The 23132-nt window shown below is 45.4% G+C and carries 20 protein-coding genes and 1 riboswitch; of the genes, 15 read left to right on the top strand and 5 right to left on the bottom strand.

Translation table 11 applies throughout. The features are described from left to right. Window positions 1-4 precede the first annotated feature (4 nt). Together RQP52_RS31130 and RQP52_RS31125 are read right to left on the bottom strand one after the other, a co-directional pair. On the bottom strand, window positions 5-1387 hold the full coding sequence (locus RQP52_RS31130; protein ID WP_315955437.1) for an MFS transporter: 1383 nt from the start codon (window positions 1385-1387) through the stop codon (window positions 5-7). Between the two features lie 65 nt (window positions 1388-1452). After that, window positions 1453-1953, bottom strand: a complete 501-nt coding sequence (locus tag RQP52_RS31125) for a hypothetical protein (RefSeq protein WP_315955436.1) — start codon at window positions 1951-1953, stop codon at window positions 1453-1455. A gap of 98 nt (window positions 1954-2051) precedes the next feature. After that, window positions 2052-2184, bottom strand: a riboswitch (SAM riboswitch). Window positions 2185-2357: 173 nt separating this feature from the next. Between RQP52_RS31125 and RQP52_RS31120 the strand changes: the two genes are divergently transcribed. From RQP52_RS31120 to RQP52_RS31080, 9 genes are all read left to right on the top strand, one after another. Further along, window positions 2358-3200 carry a metallophosphoesterase family protein gene (locus tag RQP52_RS31120; protein ID WP_315955435.1) on the top strand — a complete coding sequence of 281 codons (843 nt, stop codon included), beginning with the start codon at window positions 2358-2360 and terminating at the stop codon, window positions 3198-3200. Between the two features lie 26 nt (window positions 3201-3226). Then, entirely contained in the window at window positions 3227-3859 is a 633-nt protein-coding gene (locus tag RQP52_RS31115; protein ID WP_315955434.1) for a glycerol-3-phosphate responsive antiterminator, read from the top strand. Window positions 3860-4051: 192 nt separating this feature from the next. Further along, the gene (locus RQP52_RS31110) at window positions 4052-5365 is read left to right on the top strand and encodes an ABC transporter substrate-binding protein (RefSeq protein ID WP_315955433.1); all 1314 of its coding nucleotides are present in this window, start codon (window positions 4052-4054) and stop codon (window positions 5363-5365) included. Between the two features lie 21 nt (window positions 5366-5386). Then, on the top strand, window positions 5387-6466 hold the full coding sequence (locus RQP52_RS31105; RefSeq protein WP_315955432.1) for an ABC transporter ATP-binding protein: 1080 nt from the start codon (window positions 5387-5389) through the stop codon (window positions 6464-6466). Then, a complete protein-coding gene (locus RQP52_RS31100; RefSeq protein WP_315955431.1) occupies window positions 6432-7340 on the top strand; it encodes a carbohydrate ABC transporter permease in 909 nt (302 codons plus the stop codon). The genes RQP52_RS31105 and RQP52_RS31100 overlap by 35 nt, the downstream gene beginning before the upstream one ends. A gap of 129 nt (window positions 7341-7469) precedes the next feature. After that, a complete protein-coding gene (locus RQP52_RS31095; protein ID WP_315955504.1) occupies window positions 7470-8252 on the top strand; it encodes a carbohydrate ABC transporter permease in 783 nt (260 codons plus the stop codon). 50 nt (window positions 8253-8302) lie between these two features. Next, entirely contained in the window at window positions 8303-8431 is a 129-nt protein-coding gene (locus RQP52_RS31090; RefSeq protein WP_315955430.1) for a hypothetical protein, read from the top strand. Beyond that, window positions 8406-8930 (top strand): DoxX family membrane protein, encoded by a 525-nt coding sequence (locus RQP52_RS31085; protein ID WP_315955429.1) that lies wholly within the window; start codon window positions 8406-8408, stop codon window positions 8928-8930. Before RQP52_RS31090 ends, RQP52_RS31085 begins: the two co-directional genes overlap by 26 nt. A gap of 108 nt (window positions 8931-9038) precedes the next feature. Next, window positions 9039-9581, top strand: a complete 543-nt coding sequence (locus RQP52_RS31080; RefSeq protein ID WP_315955428.1) for a hemerythrin domain-containing protein — start codon at window positions 9039-9041, stop codon at window positions 9579-9581. 28 nt (window positions 9582-9609) lie between these two features. Here the strand turns inward: RQP52_RS31080 and RQP52_RS31075 are convergent, their stop codons facing one another. Beyond that, window positions 9610-10290: a Crp/Fnr family transcriptional regulator gene (locus RQP52_RS31075; protein ID WP_379173453.1), complete on the bottom strand. Its 681-nt coding sequence runs from the start codon at window positions 10288-10290 to the stop codon at window positions 9610-9612. A 152-nt stretch (window positions 10291-10442) separates the two neighbouring features. On the opposite strand from RQP52_RS31075, the gene RQP52_RS31070 reads away from it, so the two are divergent. The 3 genes from RQP52_RS31070 to RQP52_RS31060 all read left to right on the top strand — a co-directional run bounded on the left by RQP52_RS31070 (window position 10443) and on the right by RQP52_RS31060 (window position 12732). After that, a complete protein-coding gene (locus tag RQP52_RS31070) occupies window positions 10443-10955 on the top strand; it encodes a GAF domain-containing protein (RefSeq protein WP_315955427.1) in 513 nt (170 codons plus the stop codon). A gap of 84 nt (window positions 10956-11039) precedes the next feature. After that, window positions 11040-11693 carry a response regulator transcription factor gene (locus RQP52_RS31065; RefSeq protein WP_315955426.1) on the top strand — a complete coding sequence of 218 codons (654 nt, stop codon included), beginning with the start codon at window positions 11040-11042 and terminating at the stop codon, window positions 11691-11693. A 7-nt stretch (window positions 11694-11700) separates the two neighbouring features. After that, window positions 11701-12732, top strand: a complete 1032-nt coding sequence (locus tag RQP52_RS31060; RefSeq protein ID WP_315955502.1) for a PAS domain-containing sensor histidine kinase — start codon at window positions 11701-11703, stop codon at window positions 12730-12732. Between the two features lie 204 nt (window positions 12733-12936). On the opposite strand, the gene RQP52_RS31055 is transcribed toward RQP52_RS31060, so the two are convergent. Together RQP52_RS31055 and RQP52_RS31050 are read right to left on the bottom strand one after the other, a co-directional pair. Continuing rightward, a complete protein-coding gene (locus tag RQP52_RS31055) occupies window positions 12937-13272 on the bottom strand; it encodes a hypothetical protein (protein WP_315955425.1) in 336 nt (111 codons plus the stop codon). Continuing rightward, window positions 13250-13414 carry a hypothetical protein gene (locus tag RQP52_RS31050; protein ID WP_315955424.1) on the bottom strand — a complete coding sequence of 55 codons (165 nt, stop codon included), beginning with the start codon at window positions 13412-13414 and terminating at the stop codon, window positions 13250-13252. The genes RQP52_RS31055 and RQP52_RS31050 overlap by 23 nt, the downstream gene beginning before the upstream one ends. Window positions 13415-14080: 666 nt before the next feature. Between RQP52_RS31050 and RQP52_RS31045 the strand changes: the two genes are divergently transcribed. From RQP52_RS31045 to RQP52_RS31035, 3 genes are all read left to right on the top strand, one after another. Next, a complete protein-coding gene (locus tag RQP52_RS31045; RefSeq protein ID WP_315955423.1) occupies window positions 14081-16573 on the top strand; it encodes a hypothetical protein in 2493 nt (830 codons plus the stop codon). Between the two features lie 23 nt (window positions 16574-16596). Beyond that, window positions 16597-21369, top strand: a complete 4773-nt coding sequence (locus RQP52_RS31040) for a pectinesterase family protein (protein ID WP_315955422.1) — start codon at window positions 16597-16599, stop codon at window positions 21367-21369. A gap of 90 nt (window positions 21370-21459) precedes the next feature. Next, window positions 21460-23097, top strand: a complete 1638-nt coding sequence (locus RQP52_RS31035; RefSeq protein WP_315955421.1) for an S-layer homology domain-containing protein — start codon at window positions 21460-21462, stop codon at window positions 23095-23097. The last annotated feature ends 35 nt before the right edge of the window (window positions 23098-23132 follow it).

Here is a 23132-nt window from a genome sequence, read left to right as displayed (position 1 = left end):
AAAGCTACTGCGACTGGACTTGTTCCGTACCGCTTCTCGCTCTAAGAAACATGCGAAGGGACAATAGAAGCATCAGTACGCTGATGATCACGCACCCGATAATCAAACTGTGAAAGTGCGCGGTTGTGATTTGAGTGCTAAAAACTGTTCCGAGCAAGCTCGAAGATAATATGGTTCCCATAAAACGCGAAGTCATGAACATGCCCGAGGCAATGCCGGTCTCTGCTGTTGTAACATAAGAATACAGGGCGGTTTGCAGCCCGAGATTCTGAAACCCGTTGCTGATGCCAAGTACAGATAAGCAGATAAAAATCCAAACCGCAGTGGAGCTATCGTGAATCGTTAACAACAGGGAGGTTCCAGCCACAACGAATAACGTACCGACGAGCAGTGGAGTTCGCGAACCGGAACGGTCAATCCACCTGCCCACAAGGGGGGTAACGAGGATGCCGAAGCCTGAAATGGAAAGCATGATTAATCCCACTTCTTGCCCATTGTAATGCCGCACCTGCTGCAAATACGAAGGGATACCAAACATAATTGAGTAAAACACAATGTTGACTAAAATGAATTGCAAATAAACGAAGCAAACATCGACATTCCGCTTAAGAAACAGGACATCGATAAACGGCTGCTTTCGCTTGGATTCATACCAGTAAAAGCCTGCGCTGAGCACTAGACTAAGCAGGAGCAGCAGCCAGTTGACACCGGATTTGAACGATAGGAAAAAGAACAGCCAGCTAAAGATCAGCGCGGTAAAAAAGACGATGCCAGTTATGTCCAAAGAACCTGCACCTGCCTGCTTCCGGGGTGTATCCTTAGGCATCATTCGGAGAGCGAGTACGAATGACACGACGATAAACGGAAAATTAATGAGAAAAATAGACGGCCAGTCGCTATATTGGATCAAAAATCCTCCGAGCGATGGACCTAGTGCCGCTGAGGTGGAGGAGAACACCGACATGACACTTAGCGCTCTCGCTTGATTCGTCGTAATGACCGAGCGGATGATGCCCATGCCATTTGGGAATAGGGCGGAGCTGCCGATCGCTTGAATGACACGAAACGTCATCAGCCAGCCAAAGCTCGTTGAAAGCGGCGCCAGCATGGAGGAAACGGTGATGAGGGCGAGTCCGAGCATGAAGATTTTTTTACGGCCGAATAAATCGCCGACCTTCCCCATGACAGGCTGTGCGACCGCACTAGCGACATAGTAGGTTGCAATAAGCCATGAAATCGAGGCATACGTGACATGAAACTCTTCCTGCAGCCTGGAAAAAGCGACGGAAATCATGGTCGTGTTCAAAGGGTTGAGCAACGTCCCCAAAGCTACAGCTGTAATGAGCCATAGATGGCCGGTTTTGTTTGATTTGGCGGTATCTGACAAGAAGATGAACTCCTTTCAATGGTTCTGCAATCTAACATAAGTATTTTTTAATTGCCAATTTATGTTTAAAAGGAGATATACGCTTGAGCATGATTGTATAAGTAGGCCCGATCCAAGATATATTTTTGACCCTTGTGCGGTTGTGAGACTGATTCCGTTTGTTCAATTAGATCCTGTAAGGCGGACTCCATCAATTCTTTTCTCACGGGTCCCCACGCCTCTTGTTTTAGCAGCGTATAGTTCATACTTTCGGTCAAAGTCAGCCCTTTTATCCGCTGAAAAAGAGCAACCCACGTAGTCAAATCGCACTTCAGGCTTCTAGAAGGGATTGCAAATTCCTTGAAGCCAACAGCCCCCGCATTAGTGGAGATAGCAAGAAGTCCATAGATATGTTCGACTCCGTTTGCAAGTTGCAGCTCATCGATGAGCTCGTGGTCATACCGAAAACATTCTATTCGGGTAATCTTGACTGTTGAATGCAGCAAAGCGATTTGAAGGGGAGGGCGATCCTGGTAAAATTGGGCGGTTTCCATAGTCGTAATTCTTTCATTCATTGTGATTGACATCTTGTCACATCCTTAAACAAGTGTAATGGCTCGAAAAAGCAAAAATGACCTTCTCTGGAAACAGAGAAAGGTCATAGGAATTCAAAGTCATCGCCTCGCTCTTATCTCCCAGATTCGCTTACCTAATACAGCGTTTCCGCAAGAATTAGCACCGTGCATTCCTTTGTGATCAAAGGTTTGTCGGTTGCCGGGTATCATCGGGCTAGTCCCTCCACCTACTCTTGATAAGAAAAATCAACCTATTCGATTACGTTCAATATTACTACAAAGCACTCTGTTGTCAAGGGTAAAATTATGGTTACATATTTACAAAATTTATAAATGAAAAGGTAAACCAAATTAATACAAGCAAATTATCATGATTATGAGTGTCATCAAATTTTAGTGAGAGAAGGAGTGATCTTATGAAGCTAGTTGTAATGGGAGATTTGCATTATCACGAAATTGATGAAACAATTCCAGGTTGGTTAGAAGCACGGAATGAATTCTATGAAACTCTGCTGGGACGATTTTTAGAATTGGAAGGTGATGCTCATATTTCTCTGGGGGATTTGACAAATTACGGGCATTCCTCGGAGCTTCGTGATGTGTATGCGTTGCTGCGAGAAAGTGATAGAACGTTCTACCACGCTTTGGGCAACCATGATCTGTATGCTCAAACGAGAAGGGAAGTACTCGAAATAACGGGACAACATCGCTATCACGCTGTAGAAAATGAGAAAGCCGTGCTTGTCTTCCTAGATACAGCTAAAGAAATGGATTTTGAGGATTGGGGAGGCTCGGTTGACGAACAGCAATTGACATGGTTTGAAGATGTCATAACGGCATCGGGGACGAAACCCGTCTTAGTTTTTGCTCATCATCCGGTACATAACACGACAACCAATTCCGATAAAGATAAAGGCTCCATTCACCCAAGCATCGATATGTGGAAGATCTTAAGCAAGAAAGAAGGCGTAGGGATCTATTTTAACGGGCATACGCACATTGATTCTATTGTTAAGCAAAATAATTGGACGTTTGTTCAACTATCTGCTTGTCTCGATCAGCATGGATTACGGATTGTGGACGTTGAACAAGATGAAATTCGTATTTCAGCTATTGATTTTACGGATGCAGCCCTGACAGGGAATGTTGAGATGTTATACAACAATATGAAACATTTTAGACATAATGCTAGCGCACGCGGGACAGATTCAGAACGGGAGTGCATCGTCTCTTTGCGAATAGAAGCGGAACAACGATAGTTCCTGATCAAGGGAGGTCTTGATGGATGAAAAAGCTTAAGCATGACGAAGGCGGAATGTTTTTTGAAAGATTAAGCACGCACCGCATGGTGGCTTCCATCAAGGAGCCAAAACAAATCGAAATTGCCTTATCTCTTAAACACCAATTAAGCGGTGTATTCCTCTTAACCGGTCATATCGGCGTCATTAAAGGCTATGTAGATTTGTTCAATAAGCACCAGCTGCCTGTCTTTCTGCACTTGGAGAAAATAGGAGGCTTAAGTACCGACGCTTATGGTATGGACTATTTGGCCAAAGTGATTAAACCAACGGGCATTATTACGACGAAAACGAATGTTGTAAAAACAGCGAAAAAAATGGGCTTGCTTGCCATTCAACGCTTTTTCCTAGTCGATACGGAAGGCGTGGAGAACATATTCAAAAGTCTTGCTCAAGTGGAGCCAGACATCATTGAGGTCATGCCGGCACGAATTCCGCAGATGATCGGAGAAATCAAGAAGTTCACGACTCTTCCCATTATTACAGGCGGTTTGGTGTACGAACGAAGCCAGGTCATGGATGGATTTAAACACGGAGCAACGGCAGTATCTGCTTCCAAAACAGATTTATGGCGAGAGATCTATGCGACCGAAGAAAACATCATTCGGAATATTGGTTGATGGAATAATTTTCATAATATTAATAACCACTTAACACTCATTTAATACTGGGCGATTATGATGAAGCCAGACAAGTAAATAGATGTAGGTTGGAGTAGTGGAGAAGCCTGATTAGCGGCCGACTTGAAGTCGGCGGTTGATTTAGGCTTCTTTCTTTTTAGGTTCATACTAAAAAATTGGGAGGAACTACAAATGTTTAAGAAAAAATTAGTATCGATTCTTGCGGTAAGTTCAATCATCATGCTTTCAGCATGCGGAACAGGTGGTGCGGGAGACAAGGCTGTTTCGGGTTCTGCCAATACGGCTTCCTCTCCACAAGGCAAAATCGTCATTAAATATTGGACAGCTAACGGTGGGAAAATTGAAGAAGCCAAACAAAACCTTGTGAAGAAGTTTAATGAGTCACAGAACAAAATTGAAGTTCAGCAAGCCAACCAAGGCAACTATGATGATCTTCATGCGAAAGTGCAAGCGGCATTCGCTGCTGGGAACGCACCTGCCGTTTTTGACCTCGAGATTGCCTCTACCGGGATTTTCGCCCGCTCAGGCATGCTTGTAGATTTGACTCCTCTTGCAGCAAGGGATGAGGCGCAAGTCAATATTAAGGATTTTAACCCTGGTCTTATGGGGAATGCGTATATTGATGGCAAGCTGTATGGGATTCCATTTATGAGAAGCACCCCGATCTTTTACAAAAATGTCACGATGCTAAAAGATGCCGGTTTGGACCCTGCCGGTCCGAAAAACTGGAAGGAATTAGAGGAATATTCCCGCGTGCTGAAAGCAAAAGGGAAGACTCCGATGACGATGGCCGTTGGTGTTTGGGAATATGAGGCGCTCGTTGCTCAAAGCGGTGGTAAGGTACTAAGCGAGGACGGGAAAAAAGCTACTTTTAACTCTCCTGAAGGCGTTGCACCTGTAGAGTTTTGGAAGAAGATGTCCGATGACGGCTTGATCAAATTTACGGTAGGAAAGACGGCAGGTGCTGACGCGGAGAAAGACTGGACCAACCAAATTTCCGCTTTTAAAATCGGATCTACGGCAGGCGTTTCAGCAAGCTTAGAGGTTGCGAAAGGAAATAACTTCGTAATGGCAACCGACTTTATGCCTGCTAATAAATCTTATGGAGTTCCAACAGGCGGATGCCAATTGGCCATCACGTCCAAGCAGAATGACGCTGAAAAAGAAGCAACTTGGGAGTTTGTGAAGTTCATGACATCCAAAGAAAACACAATCTATCAGCATAAATATGTAGGCTACCTGCCTAACCGTCTATCTGCTTTGCAAAGTGAAGAGCTGCAAAACTACTATAAAGAGTTCCCGCAATACAAAGTAGCTTCCGATCAATTACAATATGCTGTCCTTCGTCCGAACGCAAATGCTTACGCTGAAGTTTCGAAAACGATCATCGATGCTATGACGAAAGCCATCCTTGAAAAAGATGTCAAACCGCAAGATGCCATGAACGAGGCTGCGGAAAAAGCGAATAAATTGTTGAGCAAGTAATCAGGGTAAGGAGATGAACGTATGGCAAAGATCCAACTAGTCAATATCGGCAAAAAGTATAAAGACGATACGATTATCAGCGGTCTGAATCTGACGATCAAAGATGGGTCATTTACCGTGCTTGTCGGCCCATCCGGCTGCGGCAAATCAACAACCTTGCGCATGATTGCAGGACTTGAAAAACAGACCGAAGGACAAATATGGATTGGCGACAAATGTGTAAACGATACACAGCCTGGACTTAGGGATGTCGCCATGGTTTTCCAAAACTATGCGTTATACCCAACCATGACCGTACGTGAAAATATCGAGTTCGGGCTTAAGAACAGAAAAGTACCCAAAATGGAGCGGGAAACGTTAATCCGCGATATCTGTGAAATCGTTGCGTTAACGCCTCATCTGGACAAAAAGCCGCAAAACTTGTCCGGGGGACAGCGTCAGAGGGTTGCCTTAGCCCGGGCGATGGTCAAGAAGCCCAAAGTATTTATTTTGGATGAGCCGCTCTCCAATCTGGACGCTAAGCTGCGCAACCAGATGAGAACAGAGTTGATTCAGCTTCATAAAAGGCTGGGCAGCACATTTGTTTATGTTACCCATGATCAAGTGGAAGCAATGTCGATGGGCGATGAGATCGTTGTTATGAATAAAGGAGTTATTCAGCAGTCGGACTCGCCTTTAAAGCTTTATAATGATCCGGTAAATGTTTTCACAGCGCAGTTTATCGGTACCCCTGCGATGAATGTTTTTGATTATGGCCATGTACAAGGGTTAAAGGTAGAGGCAGCTTCGGAGATCGGGTATATCGGCTTCCGGGCTGAACATGTGCTCATGTCTCCGAAAGATCGCACAGACGGGTTTGTCATGGAAGGTGAAATTATTACCAGAGAAAGCCTGGGAGCGGAAAATATTTATCAGATCGATTCACACATGGGGACGTTTTTCGTAAAAACCTTCCTTACCGCTTTGGAAACGAATGATCATATTAACGTATTGATTCCTTATGATCAGCTTTACTATTTTGACTTACAGGGCCAAAGAATTCGCGACATATCCAGACATGTACAACGTGAGAAAATCCTTGTTGCTGGCGGCGGTGTTTAATATGACCATATGGGGAAAACTGCGTCCGTATGCCATGGTGGCTCCGGCCATTACCGTGTTTTCGTTGTTTTTTATCTATCCGATTCTTTATATGATGTACCTGAGTATGTATGATTGGAATTTTATTAGCCCTAACAAGAACTATGTCGGGATGCAGAACTTTACGGATCTCTTAACGGAAAAAGAATTTATACAAGTAATAAACAACACATCCATCTATACCGTTTTAACGGTTACGTTCATCATTGGACTTTCCTTAATTTTAGCGCTTTGGCTGAATAAAACGGGTGTGTTTCAAAGTTTTGTGCAAGGAGCGATCTTCAGTCCGCATATCGTTTCTTGGGTATCCATTTCCATGATTTGGGCTTGGGTGATGGACCCGCAATATGGTTTATTAAACTGGTTTATCGGTTTGTTCGGCTTTGCTAAGCTCGCCTGGCTCTCCTCGCAAAAGACATCGCTGATTTCGTTAGTTATCGTCGCCGTCTGGAAGGGGCTTGGCTACAATACCTTGGTATTTATCGCCGGTTTGCAAAGCATTCCGAAGGACATCTACGAAGCGGCAGCACTGGATCGGTCGAAGCCTTGGACGACTTTTTACAAGTTGATACTTCCGATGCTTTCGCCTACAATCTTTTTCCTGGTGATCATTAATATGATTGGATCCTTTCAGGTTTTTGAGACGATCGCGATCATGACGCAAGGTGGACCGGTTAACACAACGAATACCCTTGTTTATTACATATACGAATACGGTTTCCGGTTCTTTAAAATTGGTTACGCCTCTGCGGCGGGAGTCATCCTGCTGTTCATTGTCGGCGTGTTAACCATCATCTACTTTAAACTGATGTCCAAACGCGTACATTATCAATAAAAGGAAGTGATTCCACTGAAAGCTGAACAGATCATGGATGCGGATCGTACGTTGTTATATGTAAACAGTAAAGAAGAAATTGCATCAAAAATACTACAATATGTAACCCGTGCAATTAGCGTGATTGGCATGATTGGGCTCGTCCTCATTTTTGCAATGCCCTTCATATGGATGCTCTCTACGTCCCTTAAAACGCTGCCGGAAACGATGATTTTCCCGCCGAATTGGATTCCAAAACAGTTCATTTGGAGCAATTATGCCAAAGCGTGGGGATCAGGCCCGTTCTTACACTATATTTCGAACAGTATCATAATCTCGATCAGTATTCTCGTTTTGCAGATGCTTACGATTATTCCAGCGGCTTATGCCTTTGCTCGTTATAAGTTTAAAGCGTCGGGAATTTTGTTCGGCATGGTGATGGTGACCTTAATGATCCCATCTCAATTAATTTTCTTGCCGGTTTATTTACAGTTGAGTGCTTGGAAGCTCCTGAATACGCATCTTGCGCTTATTCTTCCCTTTGCGTCCAGCGCCTTCGGCATTTTCCTCTTGCGGCAATCGTTTAAACAAGTGCAGGAAGAATTAATTGAAGCAGCGCGGCTTGATAGCGCCAAAGAGTGGCAAATTATTGTGAAATTAATGGTGCCTATGGCGAAGCCGGTGCTGGCGACCTTTGCTTTGTTCAGCTTTATTGCGCATTGGAACGATTATTTCTGGCCGCTTGTTATGACGACAGATGATGTTGCGAGAACGCTGCCTTTAGGGATTGCCAAGATCCGGGAAGAAGAAGGGGTCGCGAATTGGAACGTGCTTATGGCCGGGAATATGATTCTGGTAACGCCAATTCTCATTGCTTTCTTTTTTGCACAAAGACATATTATTCGAGCTTTCGTGTATACCGGGGTAAAATAATCCGTTGAAAATTAAATAGGATGGAGAAGGAGGTGTGATCAACTGGGATCATGCCTTTTTCTTTTGAAATTGATAAGCGTGTGATTTTTATCACATACATCTCTTTTGCTGAAAGCTACAATAAAAGCATAAAAGAAAAAGGAGATGGTTCGGATGATGAAGTGGCTCAGAGAGAATAAGTACGCAGCAATGTTATTGACACTCGTTCGGTTGTATGTGGGGTTGGCATGGATCGTAGCCGGATGGCACAAAATAACCGGCGAAAAGGCATTTGACGCTACAGGCTACTTGAAAGGTGCCATTGCTAAGCCGGTTCTTGAGACAGGTACAACGGATTTGGTCTATGGCAACTTTGTAGCTTTCTTGAAAAACTTCGCGCTTCCACACGTTGGCATCTTTAATGTAGTCATTCCTTGGGGCGAATTATTGGTCGGTTTGGGGCTTCTGTTGGGGGCTCTGACAACAACAGCGGTCTTCTTCGGATTAATCATGAACTTCATGTATATGTTCGCAGGAACAGTTAGCACGAATCCCTGGTTAGTGCTGCTTGGTTTCATTGTCTTGGCAGCTGGTGCCAACGCGGGGAAATTTGGGGTAGATCACTTGATCTTACCGTATTTGCACAAATGGTTCGATAAGATCGTTAACAGATTTCATCTAACATTTAAGCTTAGATAACATGAGGGTAGAATCAAATGAACGAATTCAGCAAAGCGCCTGTTCTTCCACTCATAAATGGAGAGAAGATCAGGTGCTTTCGTATAAAAAACTTGGGAGGGATCAGGCATGGAGGTTAATGTGGAGAGTCGCCATATCGGACTCGCTTCTTCGAATCCGGCCAAACTTGCTTATGCAACGGACCGTTTGGCCGATGAACATGAACAATTGCGAAGACAATTACGGAGTCTCGAAGCGAGTGCCAAAGAAGTGAGCTGGATAGATAATACGGCGGAAGGCATGCACATTCTTCAGGATTTAAGACTTAAGGCAGTACATTTCGAGGAGGAACTGGAGTGGCACGCCGCGTGGGAAGAGCAGGAGTTGTACCCTTTCCTGATCAACTACTTTCATAGTCAGCAAGCGCCTACGATCATGCCATCCTTTTGGGTCCTGGAAAAAGATCATCAATTAGGTGTTTCATTTCTTCAATCGTTCAAGGAGGCCGTCGTCGATATAACGCCTATTTTCAATAAAAAGCAGTTAACCGAAACGGCCTCGTACCTCTTGCAGGCGTGCTTGATATTAAATGATCATCTCACCATGGAAGAACAGTTTGTTTTGCCTTTAACGGATAGGGTGCTAATGGATCTGGAATCCTTCTTTTCATAGGAGAAATGTGACGAGGAGATAGGGGCTATTACATTCTGCAAATTTCTAACGGACAGTTTTCACAATGACAAATATTTCGCAGATAGTTTGCATTTTTAATAACAATTTGACCATTGCGATAGGTAATCGCATCTTCTTTTCTCATTTCGCTTAACATTCGGTTGACACCTTCGCGTGTAGAACCAATCATATCCGCCATTTCTGCGTTGCTAAGTTTATAATCGATCAAGGTATGCTCGCCTGAAGGTACTCCATAGGAGTTACCAAGTCTTATTAATAAAGAACAAAGCGCCCCGGGCTTCCCATACATCATTAAATCCCGAAATTTGGCTTCGGTCATCCGGTGCATGAGCCCCATCCATTTCATGAATTCAATAGCCAGATCACTGTGCTGCTGCAGAAGTTCCTCAAGGTCTTTGCGCATAATGACCCCAACTTTGCAGTCAGCGGTAACTTCGGCACTGAAGTTTTGCACCGAATTCTGAAAGGGGTCTATTTGCCCGAATAAGTCACCCGTTTGATACAAATGCAGGATGAGGCTTTTGCCTGCTTCTGACGTTTTGGTGATGCGAACTCCGCCTTGGAAGACGTAGAACAATCGGTCTGCCGGTTCACCTTCCCAGAACAGATACTCACCTTTTTTGGCCAGCTTCATCTGCATAGCGTTTTTCAATCCATTCAAATTAGTCTCAGAGAAAAATTTCATCATAGTGGTTCAGCTCCTCCACGGTTCTTGGCTATCTTAATCATAGTCCTTTTTAACACTTTTGTTTATCAGGAGTTTCACTGATTTATGAACTCATTTCCTGATACCGAAATCAGGGTTTTCCCTGACAGACAAGAAGGATGGAACCGCCTACAATGGAAGTAGAAAGGATTTCGTTCGGATTCATAAAGATTGGAAGTGGTAAAATGGCAGCAGGTCAAGTGAACATCATGGATGATTTAACACGACTTCGAGATATGACGTCAAGCGATTTCATCGCGTTGGCTCCTTTCGTCGATCAACCAGCGCGTAGGCGTTGGATGTACATATTGGGAAATAAGAATGATCGCTGTCAGCAAATGGTGATAAAAATGGGGGAAGGCCTGGCGGGCACAGCCTTGCGTCTAGGCAGATGGGTTAAATTCGACGCTGCCAATCCGAGAGCAGTTCAAGAAAGGCGCGAATGCCCCGTCATGCTTGCCGAGCAATTGCAGACTGCTGCCGCATTCCCGCTCATAACAAGTCCTTCTACTGGGATGAAGGGGCTACTTTTTATCGGAAGACGGACGGATCGTGGCTACGAAGAAAACGAAATAAAAGCAATTCTGGCAAACCTCGAAAGGTTAGCAACCTATATAGAGGGACCTTGGAAGGCAGCCTCAAAATGAATGGCATTTCTGGATGGGGCTTTTTTTGCTATGATGGGAACAGGAAGCTTAAACCGCGGAGTAGCCGCTAAAAGGGGGAAGGGAATGCTAAAGATTCTGGTTGTGGATGACCATGCTATCGTAAGATCGGGGCTTGTTATGCTGCTAAACGGCAAGCATGACATGGAAGTGGTCGGCGAAGCCGCCGCTGGTGAAGAAGGTATTCAGGCTGCCCAGATGCTTACGCCGGATGTCGTGTTAATGGATCTAAGCATGCCTCCAGGTATGGACGGACTTACTGCGACTGAAAAATTAAAGCAATTAATTCCAGACATGGCAATTTTAATTCTTACGATGCATGATGACGATGAGTATTTGTTCAGGGCCATACACGTTGGTGCGTCCGGTTACATTTTGAAAAGCGCCCCTCATGAAGAATTATTGACAGCCATTCGTTCCGTTGCGGCAGGAAATGCTTACTTATATCCAACGGCTACCAAAAGGCTGATGAACGAATATATGGAACGAATGAAAAACGGGGAGAATTCCGGCACGTATGAATCGCTCTCTGAGCGTGAAAGAGAAGTTTTGGCACGCATTGCGAAAGGTTTTTCCAATAAAGAAATTGCTGAGCAATTGGTAATTAGTGTAAAGACGGTCGAATCGCATAAAAGTAATGTGATGGAAAAGTTAGGGTTAAAAACACGCCCGGAATTAGTGAAGTACGCGGCTAAGAAGGGGCTGTTGAACTTTGAATAAGGAGCATATGCCTGAATCGGAGCTATTGCAGGACTTGAAACAATCCCTTAAGCAGCTATCTGATGTGAAATTTGCTCTCGACGAGTCTTCCATCGTTGCCGCCACCGATGCCAAAGGCAAGATTCTTTATGTCAATGATAAGTTTTGTAAAATCTCGCAATACGCCAGGTCCGAACTCCTTGGGAAAGACCATCGGATCATTAATTCCGGTTATCATGATAAAACGTTCATGACAGATTTATGGGAAACGATTTCCGCAGGCAAGGTCTGGCACGGTGAGATTAAGAATAGAGCCAAAGATGGCACCTTCTATTGGGTCGATACGACGATTGTCCCTTTTGTGGATGATCAAGGTCGGGCTTATCAATACTTAGCGATCCGTAATGAAGTAACGCAATTGAAGCGGGTAGAGGAAGAATTACAGCTGATGATGTCACAGGTTATGCAGATTCAAGAGGAGGAACGCAGGAAATTCTCGCGAGAATTGCATGATGGCATTGGGCAAAGTCTGTTCTCTTTGTTAATACAGATGGACCGACTCATTGGAGACGAACCGGAATCTGAGATGGGGCATCTCCGGCAAAATGTCTCGGCCATCATCGAAGAGGTGCGAAGTCTGGCGTGGAAAATTCGGCCTTCCGTCTTGGATGATCTTGGTGTTGTTCCTGCGATTCGCACGCATATCGAAAACTACACGGATCACTATGGCATTCGAGTGAAACTGGATAGCAATTTGCGTAAGAGACTAGGAGCCCTTGAGGAGACTACGATCTATAGGGTTATTCAGGAGGCCCTTACCAACATAGCGAAATACGCGGATGTGTCGGAGGCTATTGTCCTTGTACACGAGAAGGAATCGGCTGTAGAAGTGGAGATCTCGGATAAGGGAAAAGGCTTCGAAAGAGGGCGGAATTCTAAAGGCGTCGGCCTTTTTAGCATGGAGGAAAGAGCAAAAAGTATCGGAGGCAAACTGGATATTTTCTCTGAAATAGGCAAAGGCACGAGAGTGCGGTTAACGATTCCCCGTAAGGCCGATTGATTGAACCAGGGTGGGAACTAGAGTCCCTTATTTCTCTGAAAGGGCATGTTTTTCACGAGGAGGGGAACTACAGTTCGCTATTTCGCTGGTTTCAGCTGAAAAAAGGGCTACGGAGGACAAATAAAACCCCGTAGTTCCTTTGAGATGGAAAAATTCTCGTTTTTCTCCGAATAGAGAACTCCAGTTCCCCTATCTGGCTTAGTTCTAGCTAGAATGGGGAGGAGTTCCGCAGTTGATGGTCGGCTCGCACCAAGTAACCATACTGCTCAGCACGACCGCCTCGCACCAAGTGACCATACCGCTCAGCATGTCCGCCTCGCACCAAGTAACCATACCGCTCAGCACGACCGCCTCGCACCAAGAGACCATACCGCTCAGCATGCCCGCCTCGCACCAAGTAACCAACTGCTCAACACGACCGCCTCGCTCCAACTGGCCATACCGCTCAGCACGACCGCCTCGCACCAAGTGACCATACCGCTCAGCATGTCCGCCTCGCACAAAGTGACTATACCGCTCAGCATGCCCGCCTCGCACCAAGTAACCAACTGCTCAGCACGACCGCCTCGCTCCAACTGACCATACCGCTCAGCATGCCCGCCTCGCACCAAGTGACCAATCCGCTCAGCATGCCCGCCTCGCACCAAGTAACCAACTGCTCAGCACGACCGCCTCGCTCCAACTGACCATACCGCTCAGCACGACCGCCTCACACCAACCAATCTGCGCCGAATCACCGCTTCGCGTCCCGGCTCACGCCCCTTTGTCTATGTTGTACTCTGTACAACATAAAACAGCTTTTAACCCCACCACCCCGATCTTCATTGCACAAAGTACAATGAATTCAACCCAAATAGCGCGAAAACTGCGCTATCCTGCCCAAATCGTTGCACACAGTACAACGTAGAAGGCGGCAGCGGCCGATCTGAGGCCTCTATGCTGCACAAAGTGCAACATAGAGGAGGCATTGGCCAATATTGGGGCTGTTAAAAGTACCCTCAGAAACATCTCTCCAGCTAACTCTCTTTTTGATCGAATCGTCTATGATTATGGATGGAATCCCCCATTATTAATTTCAATAATTGGAGTATCTTTAATGAAAGTAGAACGTCCCTTCTCTGTTATTACCTCGTAAGTATACTTCCGAATTTCATGAAAACGTTACCAAAACAACTAAGATTTCGTGGGGGTTTGACCGCCGCCATGCGTCGGCAACTCCGCGCGCGGTTGGAAACTGCTGATCAACATATATGGCATTCCTATTTTCTGTGAAGGGGGTGATGATAGCCCGCTCATTGTCCAACTCGTAAGGAAAGATGTTCTTAGACTGGCCAATCGAAAATATGCCATGGAGGTGTCGATTCTCTTGCGTAAAAAGAGTAATCAGATTTCGCTAGTGTTAATCTTAACGCTGCTTTTCAATGTGCTTATGATCTGCCCTGATAACGTTCCAACGGTATCAGCGGAAAGCGGAAGTTCTTCTGTCACGGATACTACCTATGAACCCGTTTCGGTTTTTGATAAAGATTTCACTACCACGCCTCTAGGATTAACAGGCTCCGATCTTGGATTCGATTACTCCTCCTATACGTCAGGCTCGGCTTCGGCGGTCATTGAAGCAGATCCCTATACAGGGACTCGAGCTCTTCATCTGAAAGCAAATGGTATTGTCACGGATGGAGCATTAAGAAATGAATTTCAAATCAGTAAGACTTTCGGAGAGCCCTATACAGGAACAATTTCTACGGAAATTACGTTCATGCAAACCGGTACGAAAAAGGACGATCGCATCATTCAGTTTTTTCCATCATCCGGCACGACGTTCCTGGTTGGAGCAGGTGTGACGGCGAGCAAAGGTTTGGGCTACCTTTTATCGACAGCGCCATCAGGTTCATTAGGTGCGTATGAGCTAGGAGAATGGCATACCATTCGCTTGGATTTTAATACAGTTTCCCAAAAATACAGCTTGTACTACGATGGGAATATCGTACAAGCCCGGAACAATATGAACAAAAGTCTCCCCATCTATAATCTCAGGAGATTGGTGATTGCTGCGCCTGGTAGTTCCGGGGATCTTTGGATTCGAGGCGTTAGAGTGACTCATTCTCCCTTCATGGCAGAGCCGCCGGCACCGAAAATTGTTACTTCCGGATCGCGTAACTCGCGCGTCATGTGGACATCGGAGCATTATGCCTATGCATCAAAGTACCGGCTTCGCATTAAGCTGAAAGGCGAGTCGAATTGGAGGCCGATCGGGAATGCGACTACCCTGTATAAGGATTATACGGGAACCAATCTGATTCCGGCTTCGGATATTAACGCCTATTACGACATCGCGAAATCAGCATCTACACCACTCGTTAATGGTCAACCGTATACATTAGGTTTATCTGTTGTTACGCGCGATGAATCAGGTGTATACAACAATGGCGTGCCAAGAGATTTTGAAAGTAAAATAACGGAATTTGAGGGTACGCCATATGCCACAACACCACTTCCGACACCGGATACAAGTGTGGTTGGGGAACTCACGTCCTATGCGAATTATTATGGATATATGTGGAAAATGCAAGCGGGTTCGTCGATAGGTGACTATCCATTTGCAGATAATACCTTAATCCAGTTCTCAGAAATTCCTAGTAAATACGCAAGCATGGAACGAATCGTTACCACGCACAAGGACGTGATGAGATACCCCTTGGGCGCTGATGGGGCCGTGCAAAATCAGATCATCGGTTTCAATGTGAAGGACAAAACGACTGTCTATGTGGCAATTGATAAAAACGCAGTTCTGCCCGCATGGCTAGCCGACTGGATTAACACCGGTGATGTTATTAAGATGACGGGTGCGGCGTCGGGATACACATTCAATATTTATAAAAAAAGTTTTTCCGCCGGTTCTTCCGTGCTGCTGGGCTATAACGATTACGCGAATTTTGATCTGTCCCGAAATGCCGGTTATTTTGCAATGGTAGAAAGAGCAACAACAGGTTTAAGGTTAGATCCAGCGACGGAATGGGTCAACACATCAGCGTATGCATTAACAGGATCAGTTAGTGAAAGTGTCTATTTATCGGTGTATCAAAATAAATTGCCTGTCACGCTTCCGATGAATGGATTTATAGGCGGCGGGAACTTTGAACTGAATGTAAATCTGGTGCCCGGTGCCAATTTATTTGAAGTTTATGCAAAACGCGATAAATCAAGTTTCTTCGATCGTGTCAATGCAACAATCAATCAGGACAGTATCATTCCCGATATCCGCATTGCAACGCCTCCTGCCACAGTTAAGGATGCAGTCTATACGCTTACTGGATCGTTAAGTAAAGCAGCAAGTCTAACCATTAAATTAAATGGCGAGAGTGTTGTGAATTCTGTTTATCAGCAAGCAGACGAGTTTTTCTCATATCCATTGACTTTACAAGAGGGGAATAACGCAATAGAAGTTTCTACCGTTGATTTAGCAGGGAATACCAATAAAGCAAGTTACACGATTGCTTACATATTTTGGGCAGGACAAGGTGCAATCCATGATTTGAACGGAAATCCTGTACTTACTCTAGAGCCTTCAAAGGATATTTATGCGGAAAAGAAAGTCGTCAACACAACGGGAGCAGATAAAAAGCTTACGTTATGGTTTGTTCTGTATAATGCCGACAATGCCATGATTGATTTTGCCTCTTCCATTGCGGAGCTTAAGCCTGGAGAAACCAGGACTTTGGGCGCTGGATTCACGCTTCCGGCTGAAGTCACGAAATATAAAGTCAAAGTATTCATCTGGGACAGCTCGAACAACATGGTCGGACAAAGCCCGCTCGCTGAGGAGCTTGTCGTGCAGTAATTATTGATTAGGAGGAAAGCATCATGAAGAAAGCCCTAACGTTAGGGATAAGCTTTTTACTCATGTTGAATGTTCATCTATTTCCTGCAGTGAACGTTGTGAATGCTGCTGCACCGACATCCAGTAATCAAACCCAGGTGACAGCACCGATAGATGCAGCTGCGATTGCCAATGACGGCAGTGTTGAACTGTCGTGGTCCCCTGTATCTGGCGCAACTACGTATGCTGTAAAAAGAAGTACGAAAAGCGGCGGCACTTTTACGACTTTAACTAGCTCTATAACTGCGTCTTCGTATGTGGATACAAGCGTTACGAATGGCACTATTTATTACTATAGGGTTACTGCGTTGAGTGCAAGCGGAGAGATTAATGCCAGCGAGGAAATTGTTGCAAATCCTGCTATGGTTTTGACCGTGGCTCAGAACGGAACCGGCGATTTCTCCAGTATTAAATCAGCTCTTGAATCGATCCCCAGCAACAACGCATCTCGTAAGATTATCTACATCAAAGAAGGTTCATATAATGAAAAAATTTCTGTCACTGTGCCTTATGTAGCTTTAATAGGCGCAGGTAAGGATAAAACGAAAATCTTTTATAATGACAATGAATTCACACCGACCTCAAGCGGCGCGACCTCGACCTTAGCGGCTTTAGATACAGCGACGCTTACAGTCGGAGGAACCAAGGATCGATCGGATGGCACAAGAACCGTAGCGAATAATTTTTATGCCGCCAACTTAACCATCGAGAACTCCTCCGACGTTACGAAAGGCCGGGCATTGGCCGCACGTGTCATTGCAGATCAAGTTGTCTTTGAGAATGTCCGATTTGTCGGTTACCAAGACACGCTTTACACAGGCGTCACCTACTACGATAAAACTAGCAGGCAATATTATCGCAATTGCGAGATCAAGGGTTCCGTTGACTTTATTTATGGACCGGCAACTGCGGCTGTTTTTGATCACTCTGACATTATCAGTATAAATGGTCCTTCGCGTTCAGGAGGATACATTACAGCTGCAGCTACGCAGAATCCAACAGGCGATCTTCCCGGGATCGTGTTTATGAACTCTCGTCTATTAAAGGACGCTAGCACACAGGGGAAACATTATTTAGGCCGACCTTGGCAGGACCAACCAACCGTGCGGTTTATCAATACATGGATGGATGATCATATTCACCAGGATGGTTGGACGGTGATGACGGATAATTTGACTTACCATTATTCCGAGTACAATAGCTCAGGTCCTGGAGCAAGCCCATCCATGCGCAAGCTGCAGGATGATACCGATCCTAGCCATTTTGCTATGACAGCGGAACAAGCTAACCAATTCACGATACCATGGATATTTGGAGGATGGGACCCTAGCCAGAGAGTCATTTATCCCAAACTTTTTGAATCTGTGGTGCCAATTGTTGATCCTGCACGGCCAGATGGAATTTTGGGTTCTTATACCAAACCAGTCCTCGTTTACATGGAAGTAAATAACGAGGCTCCTGCGGCGAATCGCGTGCAGTACCGTATCGATGGTGGACAATGGGCATTTTATACCAAAGAATTCGCAGTAAGCGATACAGGTACACATCGTATTGAATATCGTTATGTTGACGCTTTAGGGACTCCAAGCACAAGTGGAGCAACTGCTATCAAAATAGATCCTGCTGAAAAGACAAGAACACCGGCATTTCCTGGCGCTGAAGGCGGCGGTATGTATGTATCAGGCGGTCGCGGTGGCTCCGTGTATGTGGTGAATAACCTGTTGGATTATGCGGACGGCACGCCTGCTATCCCAGGTTCGTTTCGCGATGCGGTAAGTCAGCCGAACCGGATGATCATTTTCAGTGTTTCCGGCGTCATCCATTTGACCAGACCTCTGACAATCGGTCAACCCAACCTTACGATTGCCGGTCAAACAGCCCCTGGCGACGGTATCGCCCTGAGTGGTTATGCGGTGAAAGTTGGCAGTGGAACAAGTACAGCTGGAGGCAATATTATTGTCAGATATATGCGATTCTGGGGCGGCGAAGTTGAATTGGACGATACGTTCAACATCACGGGAGATAACGTCATTATCGACCACGTTTCAGGGAGTTGGAGTACGGATGAATTATTCTCTTCGGAGAACAATAAGAATTTCACGCTCCAATGGAGTTTTATCACGGACAGTTTAAACCACTCCATTCACACGAAGGGTCCTCATGGCTACGGGGGGATCTGGGGAGGATCGAATATTACCTTTGCCCATAATTTAATTACGAACCACATTAACCGTAATGTTCGGTTTGCACGGGCGACGGATATCGTGAATTACCCCCAGAAGATTGACTATCGGAACAACGTTATTTATAACTGGGGCGGCAATACGGCATATGGTGGGGAAATGGCAACAGGCATTAATATGATCAACAATTACTATAAGCCAGGGCCTAATACGTATAGCGCCTTTAACCGAATTGTCGCGCCTTCGGCTGGCGATGCAGGCGGCGGAGCTTTTTATATCAATGGGAATTATGTAGTAGGCGATCCTGAAGTAACAGCTAATAACTTGGTGAAAAATGCGAACGGTTCTTATAAAGCAATTAACCCGGATTCAACGTTTACGCTCAAAACAACGCCTTTCATCTACCCGGATGCGAATGATCTGGTTGGAGGACCGACAACGACGGATACGGCTGAAGCGGCCTATGAGAAAGTGCTGCTGCATGGCGGAGCTTCGCTTCCGAAGCGGGATTCGCTTGATGCTCGTATCGTTGGTGAGGTAAAGAATGGAACCGGAAGAACCGTCAACAAGATTGCGTACGATGGCGGTTTACCGGAGCTGTTGTCGGCCCCTGCACCGATTGATACGGATGGTGACGGAATGCCGGATGAATGGGAACTTGCCAATGGATTAGATCCAAACGATAACGGTTTGGATGCTGCTGGAAATAAAATCCCAGGCAACGTCAACGGCAGTTTTGGGGATATTAACGGGAATGGTTATACCAATATTGAGGACTACATCAACGCGTTGGCTGATGTACCTGTGTCACTGAATCCGACCGTGTCTATCGAGACACCGGTGATGCACCAGGCATACCTCATAAACGATCCGATCAATATTCGTGCAGCAGCTGCAGGTGCCAGCGGAAAATCGATAGCTAAGGTGATTTTTTATGATGCGGATAAGAAGATTAATGAAGATGTAAGCGAACCTTTCGAGTTTACTTGGGAGAACGCTCCAGAAGGCCAGCATTACATTTATGCAAGAGCAATTGATAATAACGGGGTAACGACCTTGTCAGAGCCTGTTATTACATATGTAAACGGACCTGAAAACCTGGAGTCATGGGTGTCTCAAGATATTGGCACTGTTAAGATTCCAGGAACCGCCAACGTAACCGGTACTGTGTACAAAGTGAAGGGATCGGGCGAAATCAACATTAAGGGCACGACAGACTCATTCCATTATGCCTATAAACCGGTTAAAGGCAACTTTGAAATTTATGCGAATGTCGCCTATGAGTCGGAATACGATGAGGATGTTAAGGCTGGGTTTATGATGCGCGAGAGCCTCGATCCATCATCGAAGGCAACAGGGGTCTTCTTGTCTACGGATCCAACCGATGATTTCAGCGTGGATACGAGCGGTAGAAAGATTTCAGTCATCAACCGCAGCAAAACCGGGAGCGGGTATACCGAGCAGTTGCGAAGAAGCACGACCTTGAAAGCACCATACTGGATCAAACTTGAACGCAAAGAAAACACAGTATCCGGCTATGTTTCGAAAGATGGCATCGATTGGTCTTTGGTTGCTTCCAATGTTGTCGATTATGGGGAGACAGTTTATGTCGGCATGGCAGTGGACGGAGCGAAAACAACCACAAACATTGATTATTTAATGTCAGCCAGCTTTACGAATCTTCATCTGTCATCTTCGCCGCAGTTTACTCTTGATAATGATGTAAGCGTCAGTGTTGAGATCCCGGACTATACCCTCTCGGGGACTGTCACAGATCGTGCGAAAATAGCTGTAATCAATAACGGAGTTTCGGTCGTGGAGGCCGTATATACAGAAGCGGGCGAGCCTTTCTCTAAAAAGATTACCTTAAACGAAGGAGTGAATACGATTATCGTATCGGCATCGAATGAAGAGCTGTTCGGCAACGTTTCAAGCTCCAAGACGATTGTGGTTACTTATCATAAAGAAGCAGTCATATTTACACCTTCTGTCGATATCCCCATGGTTGTTGATTCGCCAGCCTATTCATTATTAGGCAGCATTAATAGGGATGCTAACGTAACAGTCAAAATCAATGGTGCGGACGTTCTCAACAATGTTAGAACATTAAATAACGTGACGTTTACTGTTCCTATGACTTTGAAGGAAGGCATGAACGTAATTGAAGTAAAAAGTGTGGATGACTATCAAAACGTTGGCACGCAAACTTATCAGGTGAATTATGTGAAAAACTGGGGGGACCAGCTGTTTGGCGTAAAAGACTTATCTCTGACAGATCGTAGCGGGAATGCGGTATCCGGCCTAATTGGCTCCACCGATGTTGTAGTAAGCATGTCTGTTCAAAACAATTCGGCAATAGGTCAGAACGGTGTGCTTGTCCTTGGGCTGTTTGACCAGCAAAACCGGATGGTCCGGTACTCCTTTGTGTCAAGTTCGTTCTCCGCTGGTGAAGATAAGCAAATGAAGACCATTATGAGGGTGCCTGATATTGTGATCGGGTACAAATTAAAAGCTTTTGTCTGGAATAACACATCCAGTCGAATCAGAATCTCAAACGAAATTATCAATCCTTAGAGTTGTTATTTTAATCATGCGATGGGAGGCGTAGGGAGGGTTGTTAGTGGCATCCCTTTCTATGTCTCCTTATTCCGAGGAGGATTATGCTTGAAGAGTTTGCGAAATTGGACGATTGTAATACTAGCCGTTATGGTGTGTGCAGGCGCGATGATTGTGTCCGCAGTGGCTTCTCCGGTTGACGTTCGTGCAGCTTATCATGAGCAAGATGGCCGAGTGACCATATCCGGCCAATTAAGCTCGGAGGCGGGTAAGCTCGTTAGCTTGCAAGTAATCAACCCACTGAATCAGTTGGATTTATTAGACCAAACCGCAATTGGCGCAGACGGCTCATACCAATTCAGCTATGTGTTGAAGCAAAAAATTAATGGCACTTATTTTGTTAATGTTAACGTAGAACAGTCAGATCAAGTGCTTGGCACAACGTTTGAGGTGAAGGTTATTTCGCCTCCTACACCAACGCCAGATCCAACGACTCCTGATAGCGGTGACTCATCAACTGCTGCACCACAGGCAAGCATTGTTGAGCCTGAAGTGAAGTCTAACCCTCACGTTGTGGTGGATTCAACCAGCGGGATCGTTTCGGCTAAGCTGGAAAAAGAAGCGGTGGACAAAGCCTTTTCGACCGGCGATAGTCAGTTGGTTGTTGAGATCCAACCTGTCGAAGGCGCCAAACAGTATCAATTGTTTACGCCGGCAAGCATGTTCTTAACGACTGCTGAGAAACGAATAACGATTGTAACGGAGTTTGGATCGATAACGATTCCTAACCGACTGTTAGGCAATGTTGATCTCCATTCAGCCACAGAAGTAGGTTTCGTCATAGCTAATGCCGACAGGAGCAGCATTCCGGACGATATGAAAGATCAAATCGGTCATCGACCCGTTCTTAAGCTAAGCCTCGTAGTCGACGGAAAAGCTGTAGATTTTAATAATTCTAGTACGGTAGTTACCGTTGCAATTCCGTATCAACCTACTGAAGAAGAGTTAAAAGATCCAGAGCACATTGTCGTATGGTATATTGATCATGCGGGTGAAGTGCTTGCCGTTCCAAGCGGGAAATATGAGGCTTCAACAGGGACAGTGACGTTTAGAACCACACATTTCAGTACATTTGCTGTAGGATATCAGCAGAAGAGTTTTGCTGACTTGAGTACGGTCGAGTGGGCAAGAAAGCCGATTGAAGTGATGGCATCCAAGGGGATTATATCCGGCACTTCGGATACGTCATTTCAACCAGCGGCGAATATAAGTCGCGCTGATTTCATGATGTTGTTAACGAAGACTTTCGATTTTAACGCCGATGTGACGACGAACTTCCGTGACGTGCACCCTATTGACTACTACTATGAAGCGGTTGGAATCGCAAAACAGCTTGGCTTAGCAGAAGGTCAAGGGGACGGGGCATTTAATCCGAATGAACAAATCTCCAGGCAGGACATGATGGTGCTTCTTGCAAGAGCAATGGGCGCAGCAAGCATCCAAGTTGCCAAAGGAGTGGCAAGTGATCTTGAAGCGTTTAGCGACAAGTCGTATGTAGCTTCATACGCGGTAAATGATATTGCTGCATTGATAAAAAGCGGATTTGTGGAAGGCAGCGGAAACAGGCTGAATCCGACTGGCTATGCGACTAGAGCGGAAGCGGCTGTAATGCTCTATAGAATTTATAATAAACAACAAAATCAAACTGTTGTCCCAGATGCTCCGAATATTTATTTCGAGCGATGAGATCGAACATGGGGGAGAGTGCCGAGCAGATGCTG

Origin of the sequence: Paenibacillus violae, assembly GCF_032461945.1 — a bacterium.
Taxonomy (GTDB): Bacteria; Bacillota; Bacilli; order Paenibacillales; family NBRC-103111; genus Paenibacillus_E; species Paenibacillus_E violae.
This window is presented reverse-complemented; position numbering and strand designations above follow the sequence as displayed.

What these genes read in the sequence shown, in the direction of transcription:
- RQP52_RS31105 (WP_315955432.1), top strand. Translation starts at nt 5,387, where the DNA reads ATGGCAAAGATCCAACTAGTCAATATCGGCAAAAAGTATAAAGACGAT.
- RQP52_RS31125 (WP_315955436.1), bottom strand. Translation starts at nt 1,953, where the DNA reads ATGTCAATCACAATGAATGAAAGAATTACGACTATGGAAACCGCCCAA.
- RQP52_RS31110 (WP_315955433.1), top strand. Translation starts at nt 4,052, where the DNA reads ATGTTTAAGAAAAAATTAGTATCGATTCTTGCGGTAAGTTCAATCATC.
- RQP52_RS31065 (WP_315955426.1), top strand. Translation starts at nt 11,040, where the DNA reads ATGCTAAAGATTCTGGTTGTGGATGACCATGCTATCGTAAGATCGGGG.
- RQP52_RS31120 (WP_315955435.1), top strand. Translation starts at nt 2,358, where the DNA reads ATGAAGCTAGTTGTAATGGGAGATTTGCATTATCACGAAATTGATGAA.
- RQP52_RS31115 (WP_315955434.1), top strand. Translation starts at nt 3,227, where the DNA reads ATGAAAAAGCTTAAGCATGACGAAGGCGGAATGTTTTTTGAAAGATTA.
- RQP52_RS31085 (WP_315955429.1), top strand. Translation starts at nt 8,406, where the DNA reads ATGATGAAGTGGCTCAGAGAGAATAAGTACGCAGCAATGTTATTGACA.
- RQP52_RS31045 (WP_315955423.1), top strand. Translation starts at nt 14,081, where the DNA reads ATGGAGGTGTCGATTCTCTTGCGTAAAAAGAGTAATCAGATTTCGCTA.
- RQP52_RS31090 (WP_315955430.1), top strand. Translation starts at nt 8,303, where the DNA reads ATGCCTTTTTCTTTTGAAATTGATAAGCGTGTGATTTTTATCACATAC.
- RQP52_RS31040 (WP_315955422.1), top strand. Translation starts at nt 16,597, where the DNA reads ATGAAGAAAGCCCTAACGTTAGGGATAAGCTTTTTACTCATGTTGAAT.
- RQP52_RS31080 (WP_315955428.1), top strand. Translation starts at nt 9,039, where the DNA reads ATGGAGGTTAATGTGGAGAGTCGCCATATCGGACTCGCTTCTTCGAAT.
- RQP52_RS31060 (WP_315955502.1), top strand. Translation starts at nt 11,701, where the DNA reads ATGCCTGAATCGGAGCTATTGCAGGACTTGAAACAATCCCTTAAGCAG.
- RQP52_RS31095 (WP_315955504.1), top strand. Translation starts at nt 7,470, where the DNA reads ATGATTGGGCTCGTCCTCATTTTTGCAATGCCCTTCATATGGATGCTC.
- RQP52_RS31070 (WP_315955427.1), top strand. Translation starts at nt 10,443, where the DNA reads ATGGAAGTAGAAAGGATTTCGTTCGGATTCATAAAGATTGGAAGTGGT.
- RQP52_RS31075 (WP_379173453.1), bottom strand. Translation starts at nt 10,290, where the DNA reads ATGATGAAATTTTTCTCTGAGACTAATTTGAATGGATTGAAAAACGCT.